The organism is Streptomyces sp. GESEQ-35 (genome assembly GCF_017948485.1).
Taxonomy (GTDB): Bacteria; Actinomycetota; Actinomycetes; order Streptomycetales; family Streptomycetaceae; genus Streptomyces.
The window spans coordinates 59,186-84,979 of sequence record NZ_JAFFSX010000015.1; the positions used below are offsets into that span (position 1 = coordinate 59,186).

The 25,794-nt window shown below is 71.6% G+C and carries 19 protein-coding genes; 10 read left to right on the forward strand and 9 right to left on the reverse strand.

The genetic code is table 11. The features are described 5' to 3' along the window. Window positions 1-19: 19 nt before the first annotated feature. Both KCH87_RS27110 and KCH87_RS27115 read right to left on the reverse strand, forming a co-directional pair. Window positions 20-670, reverse strand: a complete 651-nt coding sequence (locus tag KCH87_RS27110) for a response regulator transcription factor (protein WP_210588884.1) — start codon at window positions 668-670, stop codon at window positions 20-22. Between the two features lie 113 nt (window positions 671-783). After that, window positions 784-1,695, reverse strand: a complete 912-nt coding sequence (locus KCH87_RS27115) for an LLM class F420-dependent oxidoreductase (RefSeq protein ID WP_210589020.1) — start codon at window positions 1,693-1,695, stop codon at window positions 784-786. A gap of 295 nt (window positions 1,696-1,990) precedes the next feature. Between KCH87_RS27115 and KCH87_RS27120 the strand changes: the two genes are divergently transcribed. Both KCH87_RS27120 and KCH87_RS27125 read left to right on the forward strand, forming a co-directional pair. Next, window positions 1,991-2,842: a hypothetical protein gene (locus KCH87_RS27120; protein ID WP_210588885.1), complete on the forward strand. Its 852-nt coding sequence runs from the start codon at window positions 1,991-1,993 to the stop codon at window positions 2,840-2,842. A gap of 146 nt (window positions 2,843-2,988) precedes the next feature. Continuing rightward, the gene (locus KCH87_RS27125; protein ID WP_210588886.1) at window positions 2,989-8,097 is read left to right on the forward strand and encodes a hypothetical protein; all 5,109 of its coding nucleotides are present in this window, start codon (window positions 2,989-2,991) and stop codon (window positions 8,095-8,097) included. Between the two features lie 18 nt (window positions 8,098-8,115). Here the strand turns inward: KCH87_RS27125 and KCH87_RS27130 are convergent, their stop codons facing one another. Then, window positions 8,116-9,345 carry an amidohydrolase family protein gene (locus KCH87_RS27130; RefSeq protein ID WP_247196894.1) on the reverse strand — a complete coding sequence of 410 codons (1,230 nt, stop codon included), beginning with the start codon at window positions 9,343-9,345 and terminating at the stop codon, window positions 8,116-8,118. A 233-nt stretch (window positions 9,346-9,578) separates the two neighbouring features. Here KCH87_RS27130 and KCH87_RS27135 point away from each other — a divergent pair, with 233 nt between their 5' ends. The 3 genes from KCH87_RS27135 to KCH87_RS27145 all read left to right on the forward strand — a co-directional run bounded on the left by KCH87_RS27135 (window position 9,579) and on the right by KCH87_RS27145 (window position 14,437). Next, on the forward strand, window positions 9,579-12,530 hold the full coding sequence (locus KCH87_RS27135) for a BTAD domain-containing putative transcriptional regulator (RefSeq protein ID WP_210588888.1): 2,952 nt from the start codon (window positions 9,579-9,581) through the stop codon (window positions 12,528-12,530). A gap of 194 nt (window positions 12,531-12,724) precedes the next feature. After that, complete coding sequence (locus KCH87_RS27140) at window positions 12,725-12,904, forward strand: hypothetical protein (RefSeq protein WP_210588889.1); 180 nt, start codon at window positions 12,725-12,727, stop codon at window positions 12,902-12,904. A gap of 171 nt (window positions 12,905-13,075) precedes the next feature. After that, window positions 13,076-14,437, forward strand: a complete 1,362-nt coding sequence (locus tag KCH87_RS27145) for an O-antigen ligase (RefSeq protein WP_210588890.1) — start codon at window positions 13,076-13,078, stop codon at window positions 14,435-14,437. Here the strand turns inward: KCH87_RS27145 and KCH87_RS27150 are convergent. Further along, window positions 14,429-15,979: a FadD3 family acyl-CoA ligase gene (locus tag KCH87_RS27150; protein ID WP_210588891.1), complete on the reverse strand. Its 1,551-nt coding sequence runs from the start codon at window positions 15,977-15,979 to the stop codon at window positions 14,429-14,431. The two genes, KCH87_RS27145 and KCH87_RS27150, sit on opposite strands and share 9 nt — an antisense overlap. Before the next feature lie 103 nt (window positions 15,980-16,082). Between KCH87_RS27150 and KCH87_RS27155 the strand changes: the two genes are divergently transcribed. From KCH87_RS27155 to KCH87_RS27165, 3 genes are read left to right on the forward strand one after another with little or no spacing between them, the layout of a single operon-like run. Then, window positions 16,083-17,231 (forward strand): lipid-transfer protein, encoded by a 1,149-nt coding sequence (locus KCH87_RS27155; RefSeq protein ID WP_210588892.1) that lies wholly within the window; start codon window positions 16,083-16,085, stop codon window positions 17,229-17,231. A 4-nt stretch (window positions 17,232-17,235) separates the two neighbouring features. Further along, a complete protein-coding gene (locus tag KCH87_RS27160) occupies window positions 17,236-17,652 on the forward strand; it encodes a Zn-ribbon domain-containing OB-fold protein (protein WP_210588893.1) in 417 nt (138 codons plus the stop codon). After that, window positions 17,649-18,419, forward strand: coding sequence for an enoyl-CoA hydratase/isomerase family protein (locus KCH87_RS27165; RefSeq protein ID WP_210588894.1), 771 nt, complete (start codon window positions 17,649-17,651; stop codon window positions 18,417-18,419). Before KCH87_RS27160 ends, KCH87_RS27165 begins: the two co-directional genes overlap by 4 nt. 231 nt (window positions 18,420-18,650) lie before the next feature. On the opposite strand, the gene KCH87_RS27170 is transcribed toward KCH87_RS27165, so the two are convergent. Both KCH87_RS27170 and KCH87_RS27175 read right to left on the reverse strand, forming a co-directional pair. Then, on the reverse strand, window positions 18,651-21,008 hold the full coding sequence (locus tag KCH87_RS27170; protein ID WP_210588895.1) for a PQQ-binding-like beta-propeller repeat protein: 2,358 nt from the start codon (window positions 21,006-21,008) through the stop codon (window positions 18,651-18,653). Between the two features lie 244 nt (window positions 21,009-21,252). After that, a complete protein-coding gene (locus tag KCH87_RS27175; protein ID WP_210588896.1) occupies window positions 21,253-21,987 on the reverse strand; it encodes a VOC family protein in 735 nt (244 codons plus the stop codon). Window positions 21,988-22,121: 134 nt separating this feature from the next. Here KCH87_RS27175 and KCH87_RS27180 point away from each other — a divergent pair, with 134 nt between their 5' ends. After that, window positions 22,122-22,757 carry a TetR family transcriptional regulator gene (locus tag KCH87_RS27180; RefSeq protein ID WP_210589021.1) on the forward strand — a complete coding sequence of 212 codons (636 nt, stop codon included), beginning with the start codon at window positions 22,122-22,124 and terminating at the stop codon, window positions 22,755-22,757. Between the two features lie 178 nt (window positions 22,758-22,935). Here the strand turns inward: KCH87_RS27180 and KCH87_RS27185 are convergent, their stop codons facing one another. Next, a complete protein-coding gene (locus tag KCH87_RS27185) occupies window positions 22,936-23,385 on the reverse strand; it encodes an Lrp/AsnC family transcriptional regulator (protein ID WP_210588897.1) in 450 nt (149 codons plus the stop codon). Window positions 23,386-23,467: 82 nt separating this feature from the next. Here KCH87_RS27185 and KCH87_RS27190 point away from each other — a divergent pair, with 82 nt between their 5' ends. Continuing rightward, window positions 23,468-24,088 (forward strand): LysE family translocator, encoded by a 621-nt coding sequence (locus tag KCH87_RS27190; RefSeq protein WP_210588898.1) that lies wholly within the window; start codon window positions 23,468-23,470, stop codon window positions 24,086-24,088. Between the two features lie 3 nt (window positions 24,089-24,091). Here the strand turns inward: KCH87_RS27190 and KCH87_RS27195 are convergent, their stop codons facing one another. Continuing rightward, window positions 24,092-24,610: a nitroreductase family deazaflavin-dependent oxidoreductase gene (locus KCH87_RS27195; protein WP_210588899.1), complete on the reverse strand. Its 519-nt coding sequence runs from the start codon at window positions 24,608-24,610 to the stop codon at window positions 24,092-24,094. Then, window positions 24,610-25,794, reverse strand: coding sequence for an acyl-CoA dehydrogenase family protein (locus KCH87_RS27200; protein WP_210588900.1), 1,185 nt, complete (start codon window positions 25,792-25,794; stop codon window positions 24,610-24,612). The genes KCH87_RS27195 and KCH87_RS27200 overlap by 1 nt, the downstream gene beginning before the upstream one ends.

Below are 25,794 nucleotides of genomic sequence, written 5' to 3' on the forward strand. Positions count from 1 at the left end.
GAAGGAGCGCCGGACGTTCTCAGGTGTGAAGCACGGGCGTGGCCCCCAGCCAGCGCAGGACCGCGTCCGTGCCGCTTCTGGCGTCCAGCTTGGCGTAGATGTTGCTGAGGTTGTTGCGGACGGTCTTCTCGCTCAGCCTCAGCCGCTGCCCGATCTGCGCCGCGCCCAGGCCCGTCGACAGCAGCTCCATGATCTGCTGCTCGCGCGGCGAGAGCAGTACCCGCAGCCGTTCCATCGCGTCGTCGGTCGCGGCCATCCGCTGGGCGCCCTCCCGCAGGGCGGCGGACGCGGACGGGGAGAGGTAGGTGTGCCCGACGGCAGCCGCTATGACCGCCGAGGACAGCATGAGGTGACAGAAGTCGGCCTCGACGAGGTAGCCGGCCCCGCTCCGGAACACGTCGACCACCGTTTCGATGTCCTGGCGCGGGGTGACGACGAGCATCGGAACCCTCCGAGTGCCGAGAGCCTCCAGCAGCTCCGGAAAGGACTCCGACGGATCCTCGCAGTGCAGCACGACGACGTCCGCCGTGGTCTCCCGCAGCCCGCGGTAGGGCGGGGAGATCCGCAGCACACCGCTGACGAACGGATCGTCCGGGGCCGGCCAGTCCTGGTGCGGCCAGGCCTCCTCGGCAGAGGCCAGGGCGACTAAGAGTCGTTGGAGGGAGCGCACTTCAGGGGTCCTTCCGCCGGAGCCATGACGTCCGTACGTCCGTACATACGCGACTCGGCGTGGACAAGTTCAAAGGTTCAAGGAAAATCGGACGAGCTGTCAGACAGGCCGCTCTACGCCTCTCGCAGCAGCGGCCCCACCTCGGCGCCGAACGCCGCGATCTGGTCGGTGAGTTCACTGCGGCTCCGGTTCCGGAACCGCACCTGGATCTGGTCCACGCCCATCGCGCCGTACGCCCGCAGCGACTCGGCGAGAACCTCGGGCGGACCGCTGATCGTCCGGCGCCCGACGTCCCACGTGGGCTCACCGACGTACAGCGGCTCGGTGATGGCGCCGAAGACGAACGGCCCCTGGAGGGCGGCCTTCTCGCGCATCTCCCTGATCCGGGCGATCTGCGCGGGCAGCCGCTCCCGCGAGTCGCCCTGCGGCAGCCACCCGTCCCCCTTCAGCGCGGCCCGGCGCACCGCGGCGGGCGAGGAGCCGCCGACCCAGACGGGGACGCTGTCCTGCGCCGGACGGGGACGCTGCCCGAGCCCCTCGAAGTCGTACAACTTGCCGTGGTGTACGGGGAATTCATCCGGCCCGAGGGCGGCGCGAAGGGCATCGATCGACTCGTCGAGTACGGCGCCCCGGTGCCGGAAGTCCGTCCCCACCGCCTCGAACTCCTCCTCCACATGCCCCGCACCGACCCCGAGGATCAGCCGCCCGCCGGAGAGGTGGTCGAGGGTCGCGTACTGCTTGGCGGTGAGGAGCGGGTGCCGGAGTCCGACGACGGCCACATGACTGAGCAGCCGGACGCGTTCGGTGACGCCCGCGAGGAAGGCGAGGGTGGCGACGGGGTCGTACCAGACCGTGCTCATCGCGGGCGCGAGACGGCGCGGGATGGCGACGTGGTCGCAGCTCGCGACGTAATCGAATCCGGCGCGGTCGGCGGCGCGGGCGATCTCGACGAGGTCGCCGGCCCCGGCATCCGCCTCCCACTCCTCGGCGTAGATCGCGCTCTGGGACTGGACCGGGAGCTGCATCCCGATGGCCGGCCGTCGTTCCGGCGGGACTTGGGTGAACACACGCACCCTCCTTTATCTGACACACCGTCATATCGGAACCGTCGGAGCCATCGTCTTGCCTGACGCCCCGTCAGGCAAGGGTGGGGAGCGGTGATCGTCCGGTGACGAATGTCCACTTCTCTGACCGATTGACCTGAGGTCGTCGCGTTCGTGTCTCAGGCACGTCACCGGGTGAGGACGCTCTGACCAGGGCTCGTACTTGCTGGCGGCGGCTCGGGGAGTCCGGGTCGCGCCAGACAACGGGGAGACCGAAATGATCCGCAACCGCATCGCCGCGATCGCCGCCACCGCAGCCGCCGCGTCCCTGCTGCTGACCGCCTGCAACGGCACCGGGGCGAGCGACGCCGCCGCCTCCGCGGGCTCCGCTCTGCAAAGCCTGAACTTCAACAGCGGCACGGCGAAGCAGAACGAGGCCGCCCCAAAGACCGGCGACTGGGCCAACAGCCCCGGTAAGCCCGCGGCGGCACCGGCCGCCAAGAAGTGGGTGCAGCTGAGCGCGGCCCAGGCGGGCGACCTGAACCCGGTCGTCGTCAACGGCGCGGGCTTCACCCTCTACCGCTTCGACAACGACACCGCCGACCCGTCCAAGTCGAACTGCAACGGCGACTGCGCCACCACCTGGCCGCCCGTCGTCGTCGCCCCGGGCGGCAAGATCTTCATCGATGGCGTGGACAAGTCCGATGTCGGCGTGGTCAAGCGCGACGACGGCAACCTCCAGGTGACCGTCGGCGGCTGGCCGGTCTACCGCTTCAGCAAGGACCTCAAGCCCGGCGACACCAACGGACAGGGTGTGGGCGGGACGTGGTTCGGCGTGACGCCGGACGGGCAGAAGGCCGGGGTCGCCGACGAGGAGACCGCCGGTACGGCCACCAGCGTCACCCTCTCCGACGAGCCGAACTTCGGCGACCCCTCCGAGGGCCTGGCCGGCTCCGGCTGCCAGAACGCCGCCCGCGACGACTCCGCCTCCTCCCTCCAGGCTTCCGGCACGCTGAAGATCTGGTCGGAGAAGGACTGCAAGGGCGAGTCCAAGGTCGTCGAAGGCAACATTGCCGACCTGGCGGCCATCGGTTTCGACAACACCATCTCGTCGGTGTTCTTCGGCTGACGCGGGGGCTGCCTGCAAAGAGACGGCCAAGTCACATGGCCGTCCGATGTACCGGAGTTGGCGCCCCGGTGCAGCAGGAGCGGCAAATGTGCCAGTAGCCGGCGGAGTGATCTCAAACCCTCGCTCCGCTGGCTACGTTGAGTGCCGTGCGGCATCAGCAGCAGACAGGGAACGGCAGGACCGGCGACTCCCAGCAGGAGTCCCAGGTGCGCCCCGACGCCCGACCACACGGCCCCGGCACCGCTCCCCCCGCCCTGCTCGCACTCCAGCGGTCCGCGGGCAACGCGGCCACCTCGCGGGCGGTTCAACGTGCGCGGACCGCGAGTGTCCGCCCCGCCCTGCCGGACGTGGACGAGCGCCCCGAGATCGAGTTCGAGCTGCCGTCGTACCTGATGAACCTCCAGGCGGGCGGTCTCTCCTCGACGTACGGGCTGACCGGGCACGAGTTCGTGCGGCATGCGGTGTCCGCGGCCGTCGGGCACGCGGACGGCACGGTCGCCGACATCGCGGCCGAGCTGGCCGGACGGCCGGAGAGCTTCTTCGGGCGGGGTCGCGCCTTCGCCGTCGAGGGCCGGACGGGCAAGGAGTGGTACGACGTCACGGTCACCATCTCCCGGGCCTCCGACGACAAGCCGCCCGTCTTCCAGCAGAACGACCTGGCCGACGCCTCTTCGGAGACCGACGGTGCGGCGAAGGCCCGGCTCGAGGACCCGGTGGGCAAGGACACCAAGCTCGACGTCCACCACAACACGGCCGCCACCGTCGGCTCCACGGCCGGCGGGAACTCCAGCCACGGCGCGGGAGGCCTCGCCTTCGGGCTCGCGCCGGTCGTCCCGGGCCTGTGGCTCGGCGGGGCCGGCATGGCAGGCGCGCAGCCCTGGCAGTCCTCCCGGGAGTCCCGCCACCAGAGGAACGTGGCCGAACCGCGCGTGCTGCGCAGCGACAAGGGCACGGTCGAGGTGCGGCGCAAGGTGCGTTTCGAGGTACGGGTCCAGCGGCACGGCACCGATGACGCGCAGAGCTACGCGGACTCCGGCGCGCTCACCCAGCGGGTGCCGACCGAGCATCTGGTCCCGGCCGGCACGGCGGCACCCGCCCGGCCACGGCCCGTCCGTGCGGACACCGCCCGGCTCGTCTCGCTCGCCGACTCCCTGGCGCCGGTCGGCGTGGCCGACGACGCCGCCCCGCACCAGGGCGGCGGCGGTCTCTTCGACACCGTCGCCTCCGTACTGCACCCCTCGCTCACCGCACCCGGCGCACCGGGCCGGAGCCGGCTGTACGAGGCGACCTCCACGGCGACCGTCCTGGAGGACATGCCCCGGCTGCTGCGCGACGGCGTGATCGGCGAGGATCTGCACTCCAGGGACGACAGGACGGCGGGCAGTTACCACCTGCGGGCCGCGATCACCGGCCTCTCCCCGGCCTGGGGCACCGGCAGGACCCAGCTGCGCACCCACCAGCAGAGCCAGACGTCGGTCACCGCGAGCGCGGGCAAGGGGCGGTCCGTCGCGGGCGGTGTGGGCCCGGCGATCGGCGTCGGCGCCGTCGCCAACGCGGCCGTCGTACGGGCCACGGCCATGCCGGTCGCGGCCGCCCGCAAGGCACGCTTCACCGCGACCGAACAGAGCGTCTCCAGCCGGCAGGGTGCGGAGATCCGGGGCGAGAAGGCCCTCTACGTCGGGACGGTGACGTTCACCGCGGAGGGTACGGGCCCCCGGTCGGCCCAGGCGGTCCTGCACCCCGAGACCCGGGTCGCCCAGCACACGATGAACGTGTGGATCAGCCTGCGCGCCGACGAGGCGCAGTCCTTCGGGCTGCCGTTGCCGCCCGGAATGACGGCCGAGGACTTCGTCCAGAAGCCGAAGGAGACCGACGAGAACGGCGAGGAGCGGGACGTCGAGCGCCGCCTCCCTTACGACGGCAAGGGCGCCGGCGTCGCACTGAGCCGGCTCGACACCGGCCCCATGATGGAGGCGGTGCGCCAGATGTTCGCCACCGATCCCCGGCTGGCCGGCTATCTCCCCGCGTTCGGCGCCACCGCCCCGGCCGCCGGCCACACCAGCAACGAAGAGGACGAGGCCCAGCGGCACAATTACCGCGATCTGATGACCGCCCTGTCGGAGACCAACCTCCTGGTGAACAAGGACCAGTTGCTGTCCACCGGCATCCGGGTACGGCTGCGCCGCAAGACGACCATGCACTCCCACGACGTGCAGATCCTCGTCACGGGCAGGCTGAGCGACACCGCCTACGAGGGCGACATCAAGGACTGGTCGGTGCGCGGCCACTCCGGCATCACCGGCAACGCGCAGAGCGGGCGCAGCAGTTCGCGGTCGATCGGCGGTCTGGTGCTCGGCCAGGCCCGGATCGTCCCCGGCGTCCTGACCGGCTCGGCCCGCTACGAGCGGCACAGCACCGGCGCCCATCGCAACCAGGCCGGCACGACCGGCCGTACGGACGTCGTGGCCAACGGCTCCGACACGGCCGGCGCGTTCCGGGCGGCTCTGCGGCTCGATGTGGAGGCCACCATGACGTCCCGGCCCCGCAAGCTCGCCCGCGGCCTCACCCCGGGCCGTCCGGGCCGGGACGTGCCGGAGGCCGAGACGGTGAGGTTCATGAACGCGGGCAGCCAGGACGTACGGCTGACCACGCCGACGGAGTTCACGGTGGACCAGGAGGGGAAGGACCGGCTGGACGCGGCGGTCGGGGGCCGCGGGGAACCTGCGCCCGCCACCGACTTCGCCGCCGAGGGCATCGGCGACCTGGCCTCGCTCGTCCCGCAGCCGGCCACCGGGTCCGTGCTGCGGGACTGGCAGCTGGTGGAGACCGTCGAGGCGGGGCCCGTCCGTGAGCTCGCCTTCTCGCTGCTGTCCAGGGCCGCCGCCCGTAACCGAGGTCTGCGCGAGGATCCGGCGCTGGCGACGGAGGGGCTCGCACCGCGGCAGGCGATCGAGGAGCGGTTCGGCGAACGGTCGGTGCAGGCGGCGCTGCGGCAGGCCGCGTCCTCCGGCTGGGTCGTGAAGAACCTCCGCTACCCGCGCCGCCTGGCGGCCCTCAAGGGCGCGGTCGGCACCCGGCTCTCCCTGGCCAACCCGAGGTTCATGCACAAGGGCGCGGGCCCGGGCACCGAGACCTTCGTGCTCGGCGGCCACCAGTCCGCGGGGCAGACGGGCGAGGGCACCACCAGCACCTGGCAGTTCGGCGCCACCGGCACGGAGCAGGGCACCATGTGGCGGGCCGGCCAGGGCCTGACGGCATCCCGCACGTCGAGCGAGGGTGACGCCCGGTCGTACGCCCTGTCCGGCACGGTCGAGCGCAACGCGCACACCCCGAAGAAGGCCCCGCTGTATCTGGTCCAGTGCGACGTGCTGGTGGACATGATCGCGGAGGTCAAGGTCACCGGCGGCGGCCCCTACGTGTCCAAGGGCGCCCAGACACTGCCGGCCGCGGCGGGGGTGTGGCTGACGGAGGCGCAGCTGCCGGCCGGGATACGGCAGGAGTTGGGGCTGGACGCTCCGAAAGAGCCGGCCACGGCCTCCTCCGCCGTGCAGGACGAGAGCCCGGCGGAGAGTTCCCGGATGACCGCCGAGCGGTCCGCCGCCCGGGAACGGACCGCCACGGACGCGGCCGGTTCGTCCTCGTCCGCGCCGGCGACCGGCGCCGGCCCGACGTTCCGCCGCGAACTGCCGCTCGGGTTCGGCATGATCGAGGACCTCCCGGACTTCGCCCCGCTGCTGGGACAGCTGCGTTCCCGCCTCGTCGCGAGCCGGCGGCAGGACCTCGCCGACGACCTGCTGCCCCGCCGGCAGCTCGACGACCGCAACGACAACGTGCAGCGGCTGCTGCGCGTCCTGGACCGCGACGGCTCCGCCGGACTGCTGTCCAGTGCCATGGACGGCGGAGTCACCGTCGAGCTGTTCGACGGACGCAGGACCCCGTACTGGGCGGTGTTCAAGGTCGACCGGGTCGGTGACGGCACGTTCATGGCCGACGCGAACGACAAACGGGACATGGAGTACATCACCTCGGCCGTCACCCAGGAGGCCACCTCCCATGACGAGGGCGTGATGACCGGCGCCGAGGGCATCCTCGCGGGCTCGGGCAAACCGGAGGGCGGGGCGGGGCAGTTGAAGAGCGTGGGCGGTGCGGGGGGCCTCGGTCTCACGTCCGGCCACTCGCGGCGCAGCGGCGCCGTGAGCCGGGGCCAGCTCGGCATGAAGACGGTCGCGGACGCGAGCGCGGTGCCGTCGTCGAAGATGCGGGTGCCGGTCCGGGCGAGCCTTGAGCTGTACCGGGGCAACTCCCGGGTGGCGCTTGCCCTGCTGGACAGTCTGGCGTTGACCCATCGCGTCCTGAACGCGGACCTGGCCGCGCTCTCCAAGGTGAAGCTGCCGCGGGAGGACGTGCCGCTCGTCGCCCGGGGTTCGCAGCGCGACGCCGGCGCAGTCGGCCTCGACTCCTGGCGTGCGGGTGGTGCGCGGCTGCCGATGGAGGCGCAGATCAACGGCTTCCAAGGGATCACTCAGGTCCGGCAGTTGCTGACCGACGCGGTCCGGCAGGCGGGCGGCGGTGACCGGTTCCGCGACAAGGGGCAGGCCGCCGCGTACGCCCTCAACGAGGCGGTCTCCACGGAGTGGATGATCTCCGCGCTGCCGCTGCTCACCTCCGCAGGCGTCGACCTCCCGCCGGTGCACGCCTCCGGCGCGGAAGGCCAGAACCTGCACGCCTCTCTGCATGCGCGGCTGCGCAACGGCATCGCGCTGGGCATCGGCGACAAGATGACCTTCGAGACGATCGGCCAGAGCGATCTCGATGCCGCCCGCCCCACCCAGTCGGACGGCCAGAGCTCCACCGACCACAGCAGGTCGGCCCGCGGGCTGTTCGGCGCGGGGGTGCTCAACGCCGACCAGTTCCGCCTCAACCAGCTGATGGGCAACGCGGGCGGCTCCGGCGGCGCGACCGACGCCACGGCGAACTCCTCCGGCTCGATGCCGGTGCACAAGCCGAAGATGAAGTCGGTCCTGGTCCAGTTCACGCTGGACGTCAGGGTGGTGGCTCAGGTGACCAACCGGGTCCGCGGCGGCCGGGCGGGCACGGCGGTACGGGAGACGACCCTGGCCCGCCCGGTGGTGATCCGTATGCCGGAGCCCGTGGTCCGCAAGATGCTGGCCACCCAGGGCAACCACATCTCGATCCTGCGTACGCCCAGGTTCGCGCCGACCCGGCCACTCCCGCCGCTGCCGCCCAACGAGTAGGCAGAGACCCGGGAGCGGTCAGGGCCCCGCCCACAGCCCGTCGTCGGTGAGCCCCAGCAGCTCGATCGCGTTACGCCGTACGATCCGCTCCACGACGTCCGCCTCCAGGTGCCCCATCTGCGTCTCGCCGACCTTGCGGGACTCGGGCCAGGTGGAGTCGGAGTGGGGGTAGTCGGTCTCGTACAGGACGTTGCCGACCCCGATGGCGTCGAGGTTGCGCAGCCCGAAGGCGTCGTCGAAGAAGCAGCCGTAGACGTGCTCGGCGAAGAGCTCGGACGGCGGCCGGTGGACCTTGTCGGCGACCCCGCCCCACCCCCGGTTCTCCTCCCAGACGATGTCGGCGCGTTCGAGGATGTAGGGGATCCACCCGATCTGCCCCTCGGCGTACATGACCTTGAGCCCGGGGAAGCGCTCGAACTTGCCGCTCATCAGCCAGTCCACCATCGAGAAACAGCAGTTGGCGAAGGTGATGGTGGAGCCGACGGCGGGCGGGGCGTCGGCGGAGGTGGAGGGCATACGGCTGCTGGAGCCGATGTGCATGGCGACGACGGTGCCGGTCTCCGCGCAGGCCGCGAGGAAGGGGTCCCATGCGTCGGTGTGCACGGAGGGGAGGCCCAGGTGCGGGGGTATCTCGGAGAAGGCGACGGCACGGACGCCGCGGGCGGCGTTGCGGCGGACCTCTGCCGCCGCCAGCTCGGCGTCCCAGAGGGGGATGAGGGGGAGGGGTATGAGCCGGCCCTGTGCCTCGGGGCCGCACCACTCCTCCACCATCCAGTCGTTGTAGGCCTGGATACAGAGGAGACCGAGTTCGTGGTCGCTCGCCTCCGTGAACGTCTGGCCGCAGAAGCGGGGGAACGTGGGGAAGCAGAGGGCGGACTGGACGTGGTTGACGTCCATGTCGGCGAGGCGGGCGGGGACGTCGTACGAGCCCTTGCGCATCTGCTCGTACGTGATGACCTCTAGCTTGATCTCGTCCCTGCTGTAGCCGACGGCGGTGTCGAGGCGGGTGAGGGGCCGGTGCAGATCTTCGTAGATCCACCAGTCACCGATGGGGCCTTCGTCACCGGGCTGCCCCATGACGGGCTTGAATCGCCCGCCGAGGAAGGACATCTCCTTCAGGGGGGCGCGGACTATGCGAGGTCCGGTGTCCAGGTACTTCTTGGGCAGCCGGTTCTGCCACACGTCCGCGGGCTCCACGGTGTGGTCGTCGACGGAGATGATCTTCGGAAATGCCGGTGTGGTCTCCATGAAGCTCACGGTAGCGCCGATCTGACGGTCCGTCAGCTGTGCGTCACGGGTTGGCGGTGGTCGGGTCTGTGCGGAAGTGTGCGGAGAGCGTGTGTGGACTTTGTGGTATCCCGCGCGCCCACCTGTGACTGCGGTCTCCGACGGCTGACGCGCCCGCCGTGTACAAGGCAAACTAGGCCGGGCGGCACCTCCCCGGGGCCGCTTAGTTGTTCTGGGATGGCTAGGGGGACTGCATGGACGGAGTACCGCGGGTGCCTGAGCAGCGGGGTCCGGGTTCCTCCGGGGAGTCGGCCGCGCTGCGCTTCAGCGTGCTCGGACCGGTGCGCGCCTGGCGGGGCGGGGAGCCGCTGACCACCGGCTCACCGCAGCAACGCGCCCTGCTGGCGGCCCTGCTGCTCCGCGACGGCCGCACGGCGACCGCGGCGGAACTGATCGACGCCCTCTGGGGCGAGGAGTCCCCGTCGCAGGCGCTGGCGGCGCTGCGGACGTACGCCTCCCGGCTGCGCAAGGTGCTGAACCCCGAAGTCCTGGTGAGCGAGTCCGGCGGCTATGCGATCCGGGGTCTGCCGGACGGCTCCCTGGACCTCACGATGGCCCAGGACCTGGCGACCGAGGCGGAGAAGGCCCGGAACGCCGGGGACCTGTGCCATGCGCGGGACGTGCTGGGCCGGGCGCTCTCGCTGTGGGACGGGGAGGTACTGGCGGGCGTACCCGGCCCGTACGCGGAGGCGCAGCGCGTACGGCTGGAGGAGTGGCGACTCCAACTGCTCGAAACGCGCCTGGACATGGACCTGGAACAGGGCTGCCACGCGGAGGCCGTGTCCGAGCTGACGGCACTGACGGCGGAGCATCCGCTGCGGGAACGGCTGCGTGAGCTGCTGATGCTGGCGCTGTACCGTTCCGGCCGCCAGGCGGAGGCGCTGGCGGTGTACGCGGACACACGGCGACTGCTGGCGGACGAACTGGGCGTGGACCCGCGTCCGGGCCTCAGGGAACTCCAGCAGCGGATTCTCCAGGCGGACCCCGGCCTGACGGAACTGTCGGCACCGGCGGCGGAACCGGCCGCCGTCCCGGTCCGCCCCGCGCAACTCCCGGCGACGGTCCCGGACTTCACCGGGCGGGTTTCCTTCGTTTCCGAGCTGAGCGACGTCCTGGCCTCGGCGGAGGGCCGGGTGATGGCGGTCTCGGCGCTGGCCGGGATCGGAGGCGTCGGCAAGACGACCCTCGCCGTGCACGTGGCCCACCAGGCGCGGGCGGCATTCCCGGACGGCCAGTTGTACGTGGACCTACAGGGCGCGGGCGCCCGGGCGGCGGAGCCGGAGACCGTACTGGGCTCGTTCCTGCGGGCGTTGGGTACGGCGGACTCGTCCATCCCGGACTCCCTGGAGGAACGCTCGGCGCTGTACCGGTCCGTGCTGGACGGGCGACGGGTACTGGTCCTGCTGGACAACGCACGGGACGCCGCACAGGTACGTCCGCTGCTGCCGGGCATGGAAGGCTGCGCGGCACTGGTGACGTCCCGGGTACGGATGGTGGACCTGGCGGGCGCCCATCTGGTCGACCTGGACGTGATGTCCCCGGACGAGGCACTGTTGCTCTTCACCAAGATCGTGGGCGAGGAGCGTGTGGCGTCCGAACGGGAGGCCGCGCTGGACGTGGTCGCGGCGTGCGGCTTCCTGCCGCTGGCGATCAGGATCGCGGCGTCCCGCCTGGCGGCCCGCCGCACCTGGACCGTCTCGGTGCTGGCGGCAAAGCTCGCGGACGAACGCCGCCGCCTGGACGAGCTCCAGGCCGGCGACCTGGCGGTGAAGGCGACCTTCGAGCTGGGATACGGAGCACTGGAGCCGGCCCAGGCCCGGGCGTTCCGGCTGCTGGGCCTGGCGGACGGGCCGGACATCTCGCTGGCGGCGGCCGCGGCGGTACTGGATCTGCCCGTCGAGGAGACGGAGGACCTGCTGGAGTCCCTCGTCGACACGTCGTTGCTCGAGTCGGCGGCTCCTGGGCGGTACCGGTACCACGACTTGGTACGGCTCTACGCGCGTGCGTGCGCGGAGCGGGATGAGCGGCCGACGAGTGATCGGGGGGCGGCTCTGTCCCGGTTGCTGGACTTCTACCTGGCTACGGCGGCCGGGGTCTATGCGATCGAGCGGCCGGGGGATCGGCTGGTGGATCACCTTGAGACCACCGACTACCCGGGGCTGAGCTTCGAGGACCGGCACGAGGCGCAGGACTGGTTGTACTCCGAGGCCCATGCGTTGCTCGCGTTCACCCAGCAGTGCACCGGGAACGCCGTGCTGCGGCGGGCGGTGGATCTGCTGTGGGCGGCGAAGGATCTCGCCGAGTCGGGCGCCAACGCCAAGCAGTACGAGGCTGTCGCCTGCACGCTGCGAGGTGCTGCCGACCGGGCCGGTGACCCTCAGGCCCTGAGCCGGGCGCTCACGACGCTGACCAACGTCCATCTCGTGGCCGGACGCTTCAGTGAGGCGGACGAGGAAGCACGACGTGCCATGGAGCTGGCCCACCTCGTGGACGACCTGGCACCCAGGTGCTGGGCTGCCAACGACCGCGGCATCATCGCGCTCTACCAGAACCGTTACGCGGATGGTGAGGCGTATCTCCGGCAGGCCATCGACAGCTTCCGGCAGGACGAGAACCTCGCCGGAGAGGCCAGCGCCCTGTGCAATCTCTCGCGTATCCACCTCGCCCTGGGCAGGGTCGGCAGCGCGGTGGAACTCGCGCAGCAGGGCATCGCCATCTACGACCGCCTGGGCCACACGCTCCGCGGTGCCAACGGCCGCTACGCCTTGGGGATGGCTCTCACCGGCCAGGGCGGGCTGAGTGCGGCTGTCGACCGGCTCAACGAGGCCCTGGAGGTGTTCCGCGACAGCAGACAGCGGCTGTGGGAGGGGATGACGCTCTTCCGGATCGCGGAAGCGCATCTCGCGGCACGCAGGCCCGCCGAGGCCGCGGCCCTGGCGGAACAGGCACAAGCCGTGCTGCGGGGCATCGGTGGTGAATGGCGGCGGGGCAACATCCTGACCGTTCTCGGCCGGGCACTGAGTGACCTGAACCAGACCGGCCGGGCACGGGCCTGCTGGCAGGAGGCCCTCTCCATCTTCGACTCACTGGAGTCCCCGGAGGCCGCCGAGGTACGGCTGCTGCTCAGCCCGGCTGCGGCCGCCTGAGCCGCGGCGAAGCGTTCATCGTTCGTTTATCGCGCCACGGCACTGTGTCTCTTGTCGATCCGTCGCGTCGGGGGGCAGACGGGTCAGCGGTGATCACCACCGCTAGGGTGTACGACCCTGATATGCCCGTCCGGCGTCCCGCGGGGGAGTCGCCGGACGGGCATCGCCCATCAATGAACGGGAGTTGCCAGTCCATGAGCGATGCCAAGAAGGACACCGTGGTGAAGCCGCTCGACAACCACGCCACGGACGTCGATGACGCCACCACGCAGGACAACCACGCCACCGACGAAGAGATCACCACGCTCGACAACCACGCGACGGGCGGCACGGTGAAGCCGCTCGACAACCACGCGACGGACGAGAAGGCCTGAGCAGACCTCACTCCACACGGGGATCGGCCGCGGCGGCACGGAGGGGAGCCGCCGCGGCCGATGCATGCCACGGGCCGGACAGGCCCGGCCGACCACCGTCCCCGCACCCGCTTCACCCCGTTCGTCCCACCGACACCCCCTGTACTCCCCCCACCGCCACGCTCGGGTGTCATGGCATACGACCGGACGACGGCAACGCCGGGCCAGGCGTCGCCGGGGGCTTTTCAGAAGTTCGTGCAGTTCGTGCCGCTCGCCGTGGTGGCTGTGATCGTGGTCGACGCGGCGACCGACTTCTTCCCCGACGATCCGCTCGTCGGGATCGTGACCCCGCTGCGGCTGCTCATCGTCGTCGGGTTCGTCGCCCTGCTGCTGCCCTCGCCGTCGCGGGCTCGAATACGGGACTTCCGCTCACGGCTGGACATCCCCATCGGCGTCCTGCTGCTGGCGGCGGCCGCGGCCACCGTCCACGGCGGCCATCCCACCGCCCCGCTCCGAGGCCTGGTCACGGTCCTCGCCTGCTACTACCTCGTCGTCGGAGTGCGCCGCACCCAGCCGGAGTCCTGGCGGGCGATCGGCCTGCTCGCGCTGGTCGGCGTGGGTGCCGCCGCGACCTCGGCGTTCTCGCAGTTCACGAACGACACGCCCACCGGCTTCTGCCGTACCGGGCTGCTCACGGACATCTCCTGCGACGACACCGGCGGCGACGTCCTGATCCGCGCCATCGGCACCTTCGCCAACCCCAACCTGCTGGCCGCCTTCCTCGTCCTGCTGCTCCCCTTCGTGCTGCTCGCCGCCGTCTCCGTCGACGAGCGCACGGCCCGTACCGTGATCGTGCTGGTCGGCGTCCTCGGATACGGGGCGATGCTCACCACCTTCTCCCGCGCCGGGTACGTCGCCGGCGCCGCCGGCCTCCTCGTCCTCGCCGGTGCCTACTGGCTGGCCCCCCGCCTCGCGGACCGTGCGCAGCGCCGGCTCGTCGGTGCGCTCGGGGCGCTGGGGCTGGCCGCCGCCGCGGCCGTCATCTGGGCCGTGTCGCAGGCCGGCAACTCGCTCGGCGTGCGCGGCCAGGCCTGGGACGCCGCGCTCTCGCTGGCCAAGGACAACCCCCTCGGCGTGGGCCTCGGCCGCTCCGGCGCCGCCATCTCCGCCACCGCCCCCGGCGACCGCGTCTTCGTGCACGCCCACAACATGTGGCTGAACTGGCTCGTCGAGACGGGCGCCCTCGGTCTCCTGGCGATCCTCGCCGTGACCGTCGTCGCCTGGCTGCACGCCGCCCGCATCGCCCGCGCCAAGTCGGTCCTCGGCACCGTCGGGCTGGCCTCGCTGACCGGGTTCTTCCTGATGACGATGATGGACCACCCGGCCAACCTGGACCGGATAGACATCCTGTTCTGGGTCGTCCTGGCCGTCGTCATGGGCGAGTCCCCGGAACGGCCCAGCAGCACGGCCACCGGCTCCGTCAACCGGCGTCGCCACGGTGCGCAGCCGCAGTCGGCGCTGCCACGGCAGCAGCAGCCGCTCCCCTCACCCTGACCGCAACTCCCCCTTCACCACCTTCCCGCTCGCGTTCCTCGGCAGTTCCGCCACGAACTCCACCAGCCGCGGCACCTTGTAGTTCGCCATCTCCCGCCGCGCCCACGCGATCAGGTCGTCCCCGGTGACCACGGCCCCCGGCCGCCGCACCACGTACGCCTTCCCGACCTCCCCGAGCCGTGCGTCGGCGACTCCGATCACCGCCACGTCCGCCACATCGGGATGCAGGCCGAGCAGTTGCTCTATCTCCGCCGGGTAGGCGTTGAAGCCGCCGACGATGAACATGTCCTTGATGCGGTCCGTGATGCGCAGGTTCCCCGCCTCGTCCAGCACGCCGACGTCGCCCGTCCGCAGCCACCCGTCCTCCCCCAGCACCTCCGCCGTCGCCGCCTCGTCCTCGTAGTAGCCGCGCATGACGTTGAAGCCGCGGACCAGGACCTCGCCGGGCTCGCCGACCGGTGCCTCGACCCGCACTTCCGTGCCGGGTATCGCCCGGCCCGACGTCGATGCGATCACCGGCAGAGAGTCCTCGCGCCGGCACATGGTGACGATGCCGCTGGCCTCCGAGAGGCCGTACGCCGTCAGGACCGTCTCCACGCCCAACTCGCCCCGCAACCGCTCCACCAGGCGCAACGGCACCACCGCCGCCCCCGTCACGACCAGCCGCAGCGCCGAGAGGTCGTATGTGTCCCGCGAGGCGTGGTCCAGCAAGGACTGGTGCAGGGTGGGCGGGCCCGGCAGCACCGACACCCGTTCCGCCGCGATGTTCGCCAGTGCCGTGCCGACGTTGAACACCGGCTGGGGGACCATCGTCGCGCCGCGCATCAGACACGCGAGCACTCCCGCCTTGTAACCGAAGGTGTGGAAGAAGGGGTTCACGATCAGATAGCGGTCGCCCTGCCGCAACCCCGCGAGATCGCACCAGGCTTCGTACGCCCGCAGGGTCTGCGCATGGGTGATCACCGCACCCTTCGGGCGCCCCGTCGTACCGGACGTGAAGACGATGTCCGACGGGGCTGATCCGTCCACCGCCGCCGAGCGCACCCGCACTTCGGACGAGCCCACGCCCTCGCCGCTCGCCAGGAAGTCCTTCCACGTACGGAACTCGGCAGGCGCGTCGTCCGACAGCACCACCACGTGCTCCAGCTCCGGCAGCCCCGGCCCCTCCGCGACCGCCCGCCGCAGCGACGCCACATACGACGTCCCCAGGAACGTCCCCGTCACGAACAGCAGCCGCGCCCCGCTTCTGCGCAGCACATCCGCCGCCTCCACGCCCTTGAACCGCGTGTTGACGGGGACCAGCACCGCCCCGGCCGACACCGCGCCCAGCGCCGCCACGATCCAGTCCAGGGTGTTCGGGGCCCAGATCGCGACCCGGTCGCCGGGCTCGATCCCGTTCGCCATACAGGCCGCCGCCGACCGCTCGACGCGGCCGCCCAGTTCGGCGTACGAGATCCGGGTGCGGCCCTCCACCACCGCCTCGGCGTCCGCGTACCGCTCGGCCGCGGACCGGACGAGTCCCGGGATGCTTCCCCACTCCAAGTCACCGCGCACAACAGCCCCCAAACCAGTAGCTGACTGCCCGTCAGATTAGCTGTAGCCTGACGCCCTGTCAGCCGCCAAGTCACCGCGTGGAGGTGTGTACATGGCCGGGCTCAAGGACGCCACCGCCATCGTCGGCATCGGACAGACCCCCTTCGCCAAACACCTCCCCGACGACGAACGCACCCTCGCCTGCCGCGCCGTCCTGGCCGCCCTCGACGACGCCGGCATCGCGCCCGGCGAGGTCGACGCGCTCGCCTCGTACACGATGGAGCAGACCGACGAGGTGGAGCTGGCGAAGGCCGTCGGGTTCGGCGACCTCACCTTCTTCAGCAAGGCCGGGTACGGCGGCGGCGGTTCCTGCGCCACGGTCGCCCATCTCGCCGCCGCCATCGCCACCGGCCAGGCGACGGTGGGGGTGGCCTGGCGGTCACGCAAGCGCGGGTCCGGCCCCCGCCCCTGGACCAACACCGACGTACAGCTGCCGACCCCCGCCCAGTGGACCCGCCCCTTCGGCCTGCTCAGGCCCGCCGACGAGATAGCCATGCTCACCCGCCGCTACATGCACGAGTACGGCGCGACCCGCGACCACCTCTTCAACGTCGCCCTCGCCTGCCGCAACCGGGCCAACCAGAACCCCGCCGCGATCATGTACGACCGCCCCCTCACCCGCGAGATGTACATGACCTCCCGCTGGATCAGCGAGCCCCTCTGCCTCTTCGACAACTGTCTGGAGACGGACGGGGCGTTGGCGTGCGTGGTGGTCAGCAAGGAGCGGGCCCGCGACTGTCGTCACACCCCCGCCTACGTCCACTCCGCCGCCCAGGGCCTGCCCGCCCAGCACCACGGCATGGTCAACTACTGGAACGACGACCCGCTCACCGGCCCCGCCTGGACCGCCGCCCGGCACCTGTGGAAACACGCCGACTTCACACCCCAGGACGTCGAAGTCGCCCAGATCTACGACGCGTTCGCCCCTCTCATCCCGCTCTCCCTGGAGGGCTACGGCTTCTGCGGGCGCGGCGAGGGCGGGGCCTTCACGGAGGGCGGCGCCCTGGAGATCGGCGGGCGGCTGCCGCTCAACACCGGGGGCGGCGGGCTCTCCGAGGCGTACGTCCATGGCTTCAACCTCATCAACGAGGGCGTGAAGCAGCTGCGCGGGACGAGTACCGCCCAAGTGCCGGGGGCCGCCACCTGTCTCGTCACGGCGGGCGAGGGCGTCCCCACCTCCGCCCTTCTCCTGAGGAGCTGAGCCGATGCTCACCCCCGTCACCGACGCCGACGGCGCCCCCTTCTGGCAGTACGCCGCCCATCGCGAACTCCGTGTCCAGGCCTGCGCCGACTGCGGCGAACCCCGCTTCCCGCCCCGCCCCTGCTGCCCCCACTGCCAGTCCTTCGCCACCGAGTGGCGGCAGGTCACCGGACGCGGCCGCATCTGGTCGTACGTCATCCCCCACCCGCCCCTGCTCCCCGACTACGCGGAGCAGGCGCCGTACAACGTCATCGTCGTCGAACTCACCGACGCCCCCCGGATACGGCTCGTCGGGAACCTGGTCACGGAGGCCGGGGCGCCGCTCAACTCCCTCTCCCCCGACCGCCTTCGCATCGGCGCCCGGGTCCAGGTCGTGTTCACCGACACCGGCCTGCCCCAATGGATCCTGGAGCGTCCATGAGCCTCGGCCTCACCACCGACAAGGACACCGGCGTCGCGGTCGTCACCCTCGACCGGCCGGACCGTCTCAACGCGATCGACCTGACGACCGCCGGTGAACTGCACGACACCTGGCGGGAGTTGCGGTTCGACGACTCCGTACGGGCCGTCGTCCTCACCGGGGCCGGTGAGCGGGCGTTCTGCACGGGGATCGACCGGGACACGGTCGTGCCGCAGCCGAACTCCCCGTACATGGCGGATGATCCGCTGTCCCGCATCGGGCCGAAGTCGAACGACCTGTGGAAACCGGTGATCTCCGCCGTACAGGGCATCGCCTGCGGCGGCGCCTTCTACCTCCTCGGCGAGTCCGACTTCCTCGTCGCCGACCCGACCGCCACCTTCTTCGACCCGCACACCACGTACGGGATGGTCAGCGCGTACGAGTCGGTGCTGATGACGCAGCGGATACCGTACGGCGAGGCCGCGCGGATGGCGCTGATGGGAACCGCGGAACGGATCTCGGCCCAGCGCGCCTACGACGTCGGGCTCGTCTCCGAACTCACCGAGCCCGGCGGAGCCTTGGTGGCCGCGACCGCCTGCGCGACGGTGATCGCCGGGTACCCGACGGAGGCGGTACAGGGGACCGTACGGGCCCTGTGGGCCGGCCGGGAAGGGGAGGTCGGACGCGGCTACGCACAGGCCCAGCACCTGGTGTCCCTCGGCAACCTGCCCGACGAACGGCAGGCGGAGTTGTTCAAGGCCCGAGGCCAGACGTTCCGCCTCCGCTGACCCTGCGCCACATGGCGGGTCCCGCCGACCGGGCGTAGCGTTCGCCGTGAGAGCGCTGAACAGGCCCTCCCCGAAGCGACGGCCGCCGTCCGGAACGCCCCTTCCGTGCGCCCGGCACGACGGCCGTCCCGGGAAAATAGACGCCCGCACCAGCGCCCCTTTAGGGGCGCGGGGAACTGCGCGACCAGCCACGACGGACCCGCGGACAAAACCCGGCCCGCGGTGGAGCGCCTACGGCCGAGCCGTCCCCGTACCCTTCTCCGCGTCCAGCGCATACACGCACCGGTCCTTGCTGCACGCGTACACCACACCGTCCCGCACCACCGGCGACCCGGTGATCTCACCGCCCGTCGCCAGCTTCCACCGAAGCCGCCCGTCGTCGGCCTTGAGCGTGTACAGCAGATGGTCGGTAGAGCCGAAGTGAATACGGCCCTCGGCCACGGACGGCGCCCCGACGATGTCGCCACCCGCCTGGAACCGCCACTTGGGCGTGCCGGTGACCGCGTCCAGGGTGTAGAGCCCCTTGCCGCTACCGACGTGGACGTGCCCGGCGGCAACCAGCACCGGCTCGATCGAGGCGCGGGACTCGGTCGCGATGCGCCAGCGGTCGCGGCCGTCGGCGGCGTCCAGGGCGTACACCGTGCCGAGGTAGTCGGCCAGATAGACCCCACCGCCGGTGACGGCCGGGCCCGGTACGAACGTCGGCGGGCACAGGAAGACCGCCGGAGCCTCGAAGTGCCAGCGGACATGACCGGCGGCCGCGTCGATGGCGAGGACACGCGTCCCGGCCGACACATAGACGTATCCGTCGTGGGCCTGCGCCACCCGCACCGGAACGCCGCCGCAGGAGGCCGCGTCGCCGATCGGGTACGACCAGCGCTCGTCACCCGTGCGGGCGTCCAGGGCGCGCAGCCGGGAGTCCTGCCAGACGAACACCGTGCCGTCGTACAGCGCGGGCCCGGCCTCCGGCGACTCGAAGTCGGTCTGGGCGCCGGCGAGCTCCCACAGCTTCTGCCCGCCCGAGGCCTCCCACGCCTGGACGCCGCCGCCGCGCGTGCCGGTGATCACGGTTCCCCGGTCGGCCTTGAGCGAGTACACCCAGGCATCGGTGGCCAGCCGCCAGAGGTCCGCGCCCTCCCGGGCGTCGAGGGCGTACAGCGTGGGCCCGTCGGAGGCGTGGATACGGCCGTCCGCGACCGCCATCGACCAGGCCACGTCCCGCGTCTTGAACCGGCGGCGGCCCGTCGCCACGTCCAGGACGTGCACCTCGAAAGAGGTGACGTAGACGAGGTCGTCGGAGACGGAAGGGGTGCCCCAGACGTCGTTCGACATGCGGAAGCGCCAGGGGCGCCAGCCGGCCGCCGTCTCCGGGGGTGCGGGCGGCGACGCGGTCACGGCAGGGCCCACGGCAGGGTCGGTGCCGTTGACGCCGGGACGGGGACGGGACCAGGAGGCCACCAGGCCGGCCTCTGGAGGAGGTGCCTTCACGGCGGCGGCACGGGCGTCGGCGACGCGCGGCCCGGGCCCGATCGGCACCGCCGCGCCGGCCAGCCGTACCGGGCCGGTGTCGGGGGCGCCGACCGGGGCGGGCACGGGCGCCGGGATGACCGGGTCGTGCGAGGGCGGGGGCGGGTGCGGAACCGCGGCCCGACCGCCGCTGCGGCCGGAACCCGGCGTGGACTTGGCCGGCGGGCGTCCGTTGCGGCGCGCCTCGATCAGGCCCACCGCCCGCTCGGGCAGCCACGCCGACGCCGTACCGCTGTCGTCGGAGCCGGAGCCGAAGAGATGGGGGGCCAGCTGGGACTGGAGGTCGGCCGGGTTGGGGCGGCCGGTCGCCTCCATCTGCATACAGGACTCGATGAGGGGGCGCAGCTCCGCCGGGAGACCGTCGAGGTCCGGGCCCTCCCTGAGCAGCATGAAGACGGTCTCCACGGGGTTGGCCCCGTGGAAGGGCGCATGGCCGGTGGCGGCGAAGACGAGCATCGAGCCCAGCGAGAACACATCGCTCGCGCCGGTCACGCTCCGCGAGTCCTTGGCCTGCTCCGGGGACATATAGGCGGGCGTACCCACGGCGACGTTGGTCATCGTCAGACGTGTGTTCGAGACGCCGGATGCGATACCGAAGTCGATGACCCGGGGACCGTCCTCGACCACGAGGACGTTCGAGGGCTTGAGGTCACGGTGGACGAGACCGGCCCCGTGAATGGACTGGAGGGCCTCCGCGACCCCCGCCGCGAGCCAGCGCACCGCCTGCGCCGGCATCGGCCCGCACTCGTTCACTATTTCCTCGAGCGAGGGCGCGGGCACATACGCGGTGGCCAGCCAGGGCACGGCCGCGCGCGGATCGGCGTCGACCACGGCCGCCGTATAGAACCCGGAGACCGCCCGTGCCGCCTCGACCTCGCGCGTGAAGCGGACGCGGAAGAGCTGGTCCTCGGCCAGCTCCGTCCGGACCGTCTTGATCGCCACGCGCCGGCCCGAAGCCGAGCGCGCGAGATAGACCAGCCCCATGCCGCCGGCACCCAGCCGTCCCAGCACCTCGAACGGCCCGATCCGCCGCGGATCGTGCTGCGTCAGCTGATCCACCACTTGCCTGCCACCTCCCCGTACGAGCCGCGTCACTCCACATATGTACGCGACCCCGTGCAGCGTCTCACCACCGCACCGCCTTGGCGGCACGCACCCTGATTCTTCCTGTCTCGGGCACTGGTTGCGAACCCGGGCGCGGATCGGGGTGTCTTGGACAAAAACACAGTGCCTTGGGACAAAAACACAGGTTCCGCCCCGCGCAAAGGCCCCTTTCGCATGCTGGACGCGGCATCTCGGCAGGAGATCAGCGTTGCAGCAGCGCGAAGGACGCCCCCTGATTGTCCGTGACAACGGCCACCCTGCCGTATGACGCATCGAAAGGGGGTGCCTGTACCCGTCCGCCGAGCGACTGCACCGTCCCGAGTACGGCGTCGCAGTCGTCGACACCGAAATGGACGAGGAGGTGGGGCGGCATCTCGGCCGGGAAGACGTCGGAGACGGGCGCGCGGCCGAAGTCGGGCTCGGCGTCCGGCCCGAACAGAGCGTCGGTGAACAGGCCGCCGTAGAAGTTGTTGGCGCCCTCGGTGTCCCGTGTGTACAGCTCGGTCCAGATGAAGGTGCCGGGCTCGTGCCGCCTGCCGAAGCCCTGGTGGTCACCCGCCTGCCAGAGGCCGAAGACGGCGCCCTCCGGGTCCGCGACCAGCGCGGCCGTGCCCAGGTCACCGACCGGGAGGGGCGCGGTGACGACCTGACCGCCGGCCATCTGCACCCGCACGGCCAGCGACTCCGCGTCCGGCGTCGCGAAATACACCGTCCACACGGTGGGCATACGGCCGTCCGCCTTGTACGCGAGCGCGGCGACGGGTGCTTTGTCGCGAAGGGCCCACACGGAGCCCCCGTACGCCTCCTCGAAAGTCCACCCGAAGAGCTCGCCGTAGAACCGCTTGCCCGCCTCCACGTCGGGCAGCCGGGCCTCGACCCAGCACGCGACGCCCTCGGCGTATGCCTCTTCGCCCGCGGATGCCCTGTTTTCGGCCATGTCGCCAAAGTAACGGCCTCTCACGCACCCCGCAGACCAGGCACACCACCCTCTCCGCCCCCGTGCACCCCATTTGCAGTCGGCCGAATCGCGCTCCGATCACCCCTCGGTAAGCTGACGTCATGACAGGACAAGTGCGTACCGTCGACGGCCGCGTGGCCGGCCGGCGTGGGCAGGCGACCCGGCAGAAGCTGCTCGACTGCCTCAGCGAGATGCTCAGCTCCTCCCCGTACCGGGACGTCAAAGTCATCGATGTCGCCCGGAAGGCGGGCACTTCGCCCGCCACCTTCTACCAGTACTTCCCGGACGTCGAAGGCGCCGTCCTGGAGATCGCCGAGCAAATGGCCACCGAGGGCGCCGGGTTGACCGAGCTGCTCGCGGGCCGCTCCTGGGTCGGCAAGGCCGGCTGGCAGACCGCACAGGAACTCGTGGACGGATTCCTGGAGTTCTGGCGCAGGAACGACGCGATCCTCAGGGTCGTCGACCTCGGTGCCGCCGAGGGCGACAAACGGTTCTACAAGATCCGTATGAAGATCCTGAACTCGGTGAACAACTCCCTCTCCGACGCGGTCGCCGAACTCCAGTCCAAGGGCCGGGTCGACAAGGACGTGAACCCGGCCGCGGTCGCGGGTTCCCTGGTCGCGATGCTCGCGGCCGTCGCCTCGCACCAGAAGGGCTTTCAGTCGTGGGGCGTCAAACAGGCTGAACTCAAGCCGAACCTCGCGCTGTTGGTGCACCTGGGCGTGACCGGAAAGAAGCCGACGAAGTAGCGCCCCTTTTTACTTCCTCGGCCCCAAGTCCTGTCTCGCAGGCGGTGGTTCACTCAGGTGGACCACCGCCTGCTGCGCTGTGCGCGCCAGCGCCCCAAAGGGGCGCGGGGAACTGCGCGACCAGCCACGACGGCGCCGCAGACGACCGACGGCATATCGCAGCACCACCAGCGGAGCGTCACGGCAGGGCCCGGTCCTTGACGACGTGCTTCATCACCAGCGTGGACGTCAGCCGCTGCACCCCCGGCAGCGTCGCCAGCCGCTCGTCGTACAGCCGCTGGAAGGCCGCCAGGTCGGCCGTGGCGACCCGCAGCAGATAGTCGGGCTCGCCGAACAGCCGCTGCGCGTCCAGTACGTGCTCGATCTCGCCGATGGCCCGCTCGAACTCGGCGACCGTGTCCCGGTCCTCCTGCCGCATCGACACGAAGACCAGCGCCTCGAAGGTCAGCCCCACCGCTGCCGGTTCGACGACGGCCCGGTACCCCTGGATCGCCCCGGCCCGCTCCAGCTCCCGCAGCCGCCGGTGACACGGCGAGACACTCAGCCGCACCCGCGCGGCCAGCTCGGTCACGGTCAGCCGCCCGTCCTGCTGGAGCTCGGCAAGAATCTTCCGGTCCACGTCATCCATGAGGCAGATCTTCCCTCACATCCGGCGATCATGAGCAAACTTCGGGAACACTTTCGGGCCATTCCCGCCTAATGTCCCCACCATGGACTCCGGAACGCTGATCTCTTTCCTCGCCGTCGACCTGCTGCTGGTGTGCGTGCCGGGCGCCGACTGGGCGTACGCGATCTCCGCCGGGCTGCGCGGCGGCTCGGTGGGATGGGCGGTCGGCGGCCTGGTCACGGGCTATGCGCTGCATACGACGCTGGCCGCGGCGGGGCTCGCCGTACTGGTCGCGGGGTCGCCGGGGCTGCTGACGGCGCTGACGGCCGCCGGCGCCGGGTATCTGGTGTGGCTGGGGTGGGGGGTGCTGCGGAATCCGGGGATGCCGGGGGCGGATCAGGCGGTGGAGACGAGTCGCGGCCGCGTCTTTCTGCGCGGCGGCACCATCAGCGGGCTGAACCCGAAGGGGCTGCTGCTGTATCTGTCGGTACTGCCGCAGTTCCTGGTGACGGGGGCCGGGCACCTGCCCGTGCCGGTGCAGACGGCCACGCTCGGCGTCCTGCACATGGCGTGCTGTGCGGCGGTCTACCTGACGGTGGGCCTCCTCGCCCGCGCGGTGCTCGGCGCCCGCCCGGCAGCCGCCCGAGCGGTCACCCGCACCTCGGGCGCGGCGATGCTGGGAATCGGCGCGTTTCTGCTGGTGCAGAGGCTGGCCACCCTCTGACCCTCACTTCCGTACGATCCTGAACACCCGGATCTCCCGCTCCACCCGCGCCTGATACGCCGCATACGGCGGCCAGAACGCCAGCACCGCCTTCCAGGCCGCCGCCCGCTCCTCCCCCTCCAGCAGCCGGGCCCGGACCGGGATGTCCCGCCCCTTCCAGCTGACCTCGGCGTCGGGATGGGCGAGGAGGTTGTGGGTCCAGGCGGGGTGGCCGGCACGTCCGAAGTTGGAGCCGACGAGGATCCAGCCGCGCCCGCCGTCCCCGCCGTCCTCCGGCATACAGGCGAGCGGCGTACGCCGGGTCTGCCCGCTCTTCGCCCCCGTCGAGGTCAGGATCACCCCCGGCAGCAGCTGCGCACTGAGCAGCACCTTGCCGCGGGTGAGCCGGTGGACGGCACGGTCCAGCGCGGGGACGACATGCGGGGCGACCTTGGCGAAGCCCGGCGTGGAGGACACCTTCTGGACGAGACGCACCCCGACGCCTCTGACACCCCTGACGCCCCTGACACCCTCGACGCCCATCAGACGGTCACCTCCCCGCCCTCGAAAAGCCGCGCCGCGTCGGCGGCATGCGCCCGCAGCCGATGCACGGGCCCGAAGAGCAACTCGTCACCGGCGGCCCGCTTGAAGTACAGGTGAGCCTCGTGCTCCCAGGTGAAACCGATGCCGCCGTGCAGCTGAATCCCCTCGGCCGCCGCACCCCGCAGTGCCTCCAGCGCCTGCGCGAGGGCAAGCCCGCCCGCTCTCGCACCGCCGGCCGTGGCCCACGCGGCGTAGTAGGCGGCCGAGCGGGCGGCCTGCACCTGGACGTACACATCGGCCAGCCGGTGCTTGACCGCCTGGAAGGACCCGATCGCCCGCCCGAACTGCTCCCGCTGGCCCACGTACTCCACGGTCCGCTCCAGCGCCCGGTCGGCGGCCCCGACGGCCTCGCAGGCGAGCACGGCGGCGGCGGTGTCGCCCATGCGGGAGAGGGCGCCCAGCACATCGGCCTCTTCGTCCCCCAGCAACTCGGCGTCCACGTCCCGCAGTTGAAGGCGGGCCTGCGGGCGGGTCGCGTCGAGCGCGGTCCGCCGGGTGCGGACGAGCCGCGCCGTGTCCCCGGGGACCAGGAACAGCAGCGTGCGCGAGCGGGCGAAGCCTCCGGCGTGGGCGGCGACGATCAGCAGCCCCGCGCTGTGCCCGTCGAGCACCTGGTCGACCTGCCCGTACAGCCGCCAGCCCTCGTCCGTCCGCCGGGCCTGGACGCCCCCCGCGCGTCCTCCTCCGGCCCAGTCGCCGCCGTTGTCGCCGGTCAGCCCGAGCACGGTGGCGAGCGCGGCGCCGGGCACCCCGAGGGCCGCGGTGAGCGACCCCGCGGCGATACGGGGCAGCAGCTCGGCCCGCTGGACGTCGGTACCGAGAGCGAGCAACAGGGGCGCACTCAGGACGGCGGTCGCGAGCAGGGGCGAGGGGGCGAGAACCCGGCCCGTCTCCTCTCCGGCGAGGGCGAGTTCGGTCGCCGAGCAGCCGACACCGCCGTACGCCTCCGGGACGGCGAGCCCGGGCAGCCCGAGTTGCTCGGCCAGGGCTGTCCACAGCGCCGGATCATGGCCGGCGGGGGTGTCGAGGGCCGTGCGCAGCTCCTCCGGTCCGCACCGCTTGTGGAGCAGTTCGCGCAGGGTGCGGCGGATCTCGTCCTGCTCGGTGGTGAAGCTGGCGTCCAT

What these genes read in the sequence shown, in the direction of transcription:
- KCH87_RS27160 (WP_210588893.1), top strand. Translation starts at nt 17,236, where the DNA reads ATGCTCACCCCCGTCACCGACGCCGACGGCGCCCCCTTCTGGCAGTAC.
- KCH87_RS27135 (WP_210588888.1), top strand. Translation starts at nt 9,579, where the DNA reads ATGGACGGAGTACCGCGGGTGCCTGAGCAGCGGGGTCCGGGTTCCTCC.
- KCH87_RS27140 (WP_210588889.1), top strand. Translation starts at nt 12,725, where the DNA reads ATGAGCGATGCCAAGAAGGACACCGTGGTGAAGCCGCTCGACAACCAC.
- KCH87_RS27155 (WP_210588892.1), top strand. Translation starts at nt 16,083, where the DNA reads ATGGCCGGGCTCAAGGACGCCACCGCCATCGTCGGCATCGGACAGACC.
- KCH87_RS27115 (WP_210589020.1), bottom strand. Translation starts at nt 1,695, where the DNA reads ATGCAGCTCCCGGTCCAGTCCCAGAGCGCGATCTACGCCGAGGAGTGG.
- KCH87_RS27190 (WP_210588898.1), top strand. Translation starts at nt 23,468, where the DNA reads ATGGACTCCGGAACGCTGATCTCTTTCCTCGCCGTCGACCTGCTGCTG.
- KCH87_RS27175 (WP_210588896.1), bottom strand. Translation starts at nt 21,987, where the DNA reads ATGGCCGAAAACAGGGCATCCGCGGGCGAAGAGGCATACGCCGAGGGC.
- KCH87_RS27200 (WP_210588900.1), bottom strand. Translation starts at nt 25,794, where the DNA reads ATGGACGCCAGCTTCACCACCGAGCAGGACGAGATCCGCCGCACCCTG.
- KCH87_RS27165 (WP_210588894.1), top strand. Translation starts at nt 17,649, where the DNA reads ATGAGCCTCGGCCTCACCACCGACAAGGACACCGGCGTCGCGGTCGTC.
- KCH87_RS27145 (WP_210588890.1), top strand. Translation starts at nt 13,076, where the DNA reads ATGGCATACGACCGGACGACGGCAACGCCGGGCCAGGCGTCGCCGGGG.
- KCH87_RS27185 (WP_210588897.1), bottom strand. Translation starts at nt 23,385, where the DNA reads ATGGATGACGTGGACCGGAAGATTCTTGCCGAGCTCCAGCAGGACGGG.
- KCH87_RS27120 (WP_210588885.1), top strand. Translation starts at nt 1,991, where the DNA reads ATGATCCGCAACCGCATCGCCGCGATCGCCGCCACCGCAGCCGCCGCG.
- KCH87_RS27195 (WP_210588899.1), bottom strand. Translation starts at nt 24,610, where the DNA reads ATGGGCGTCGAGGGTGTCAGGGGCGTCAGGGGTGTCAGAGGCGTCGGG.
- KCH87_RS27130 (WP_247196894.1), bottom strand. Translation starts at nt 9,345, where the DNA reads ATGGAGACCACACCGGCATTTCCGAAGATCATCTCCGTCGACGACCAC.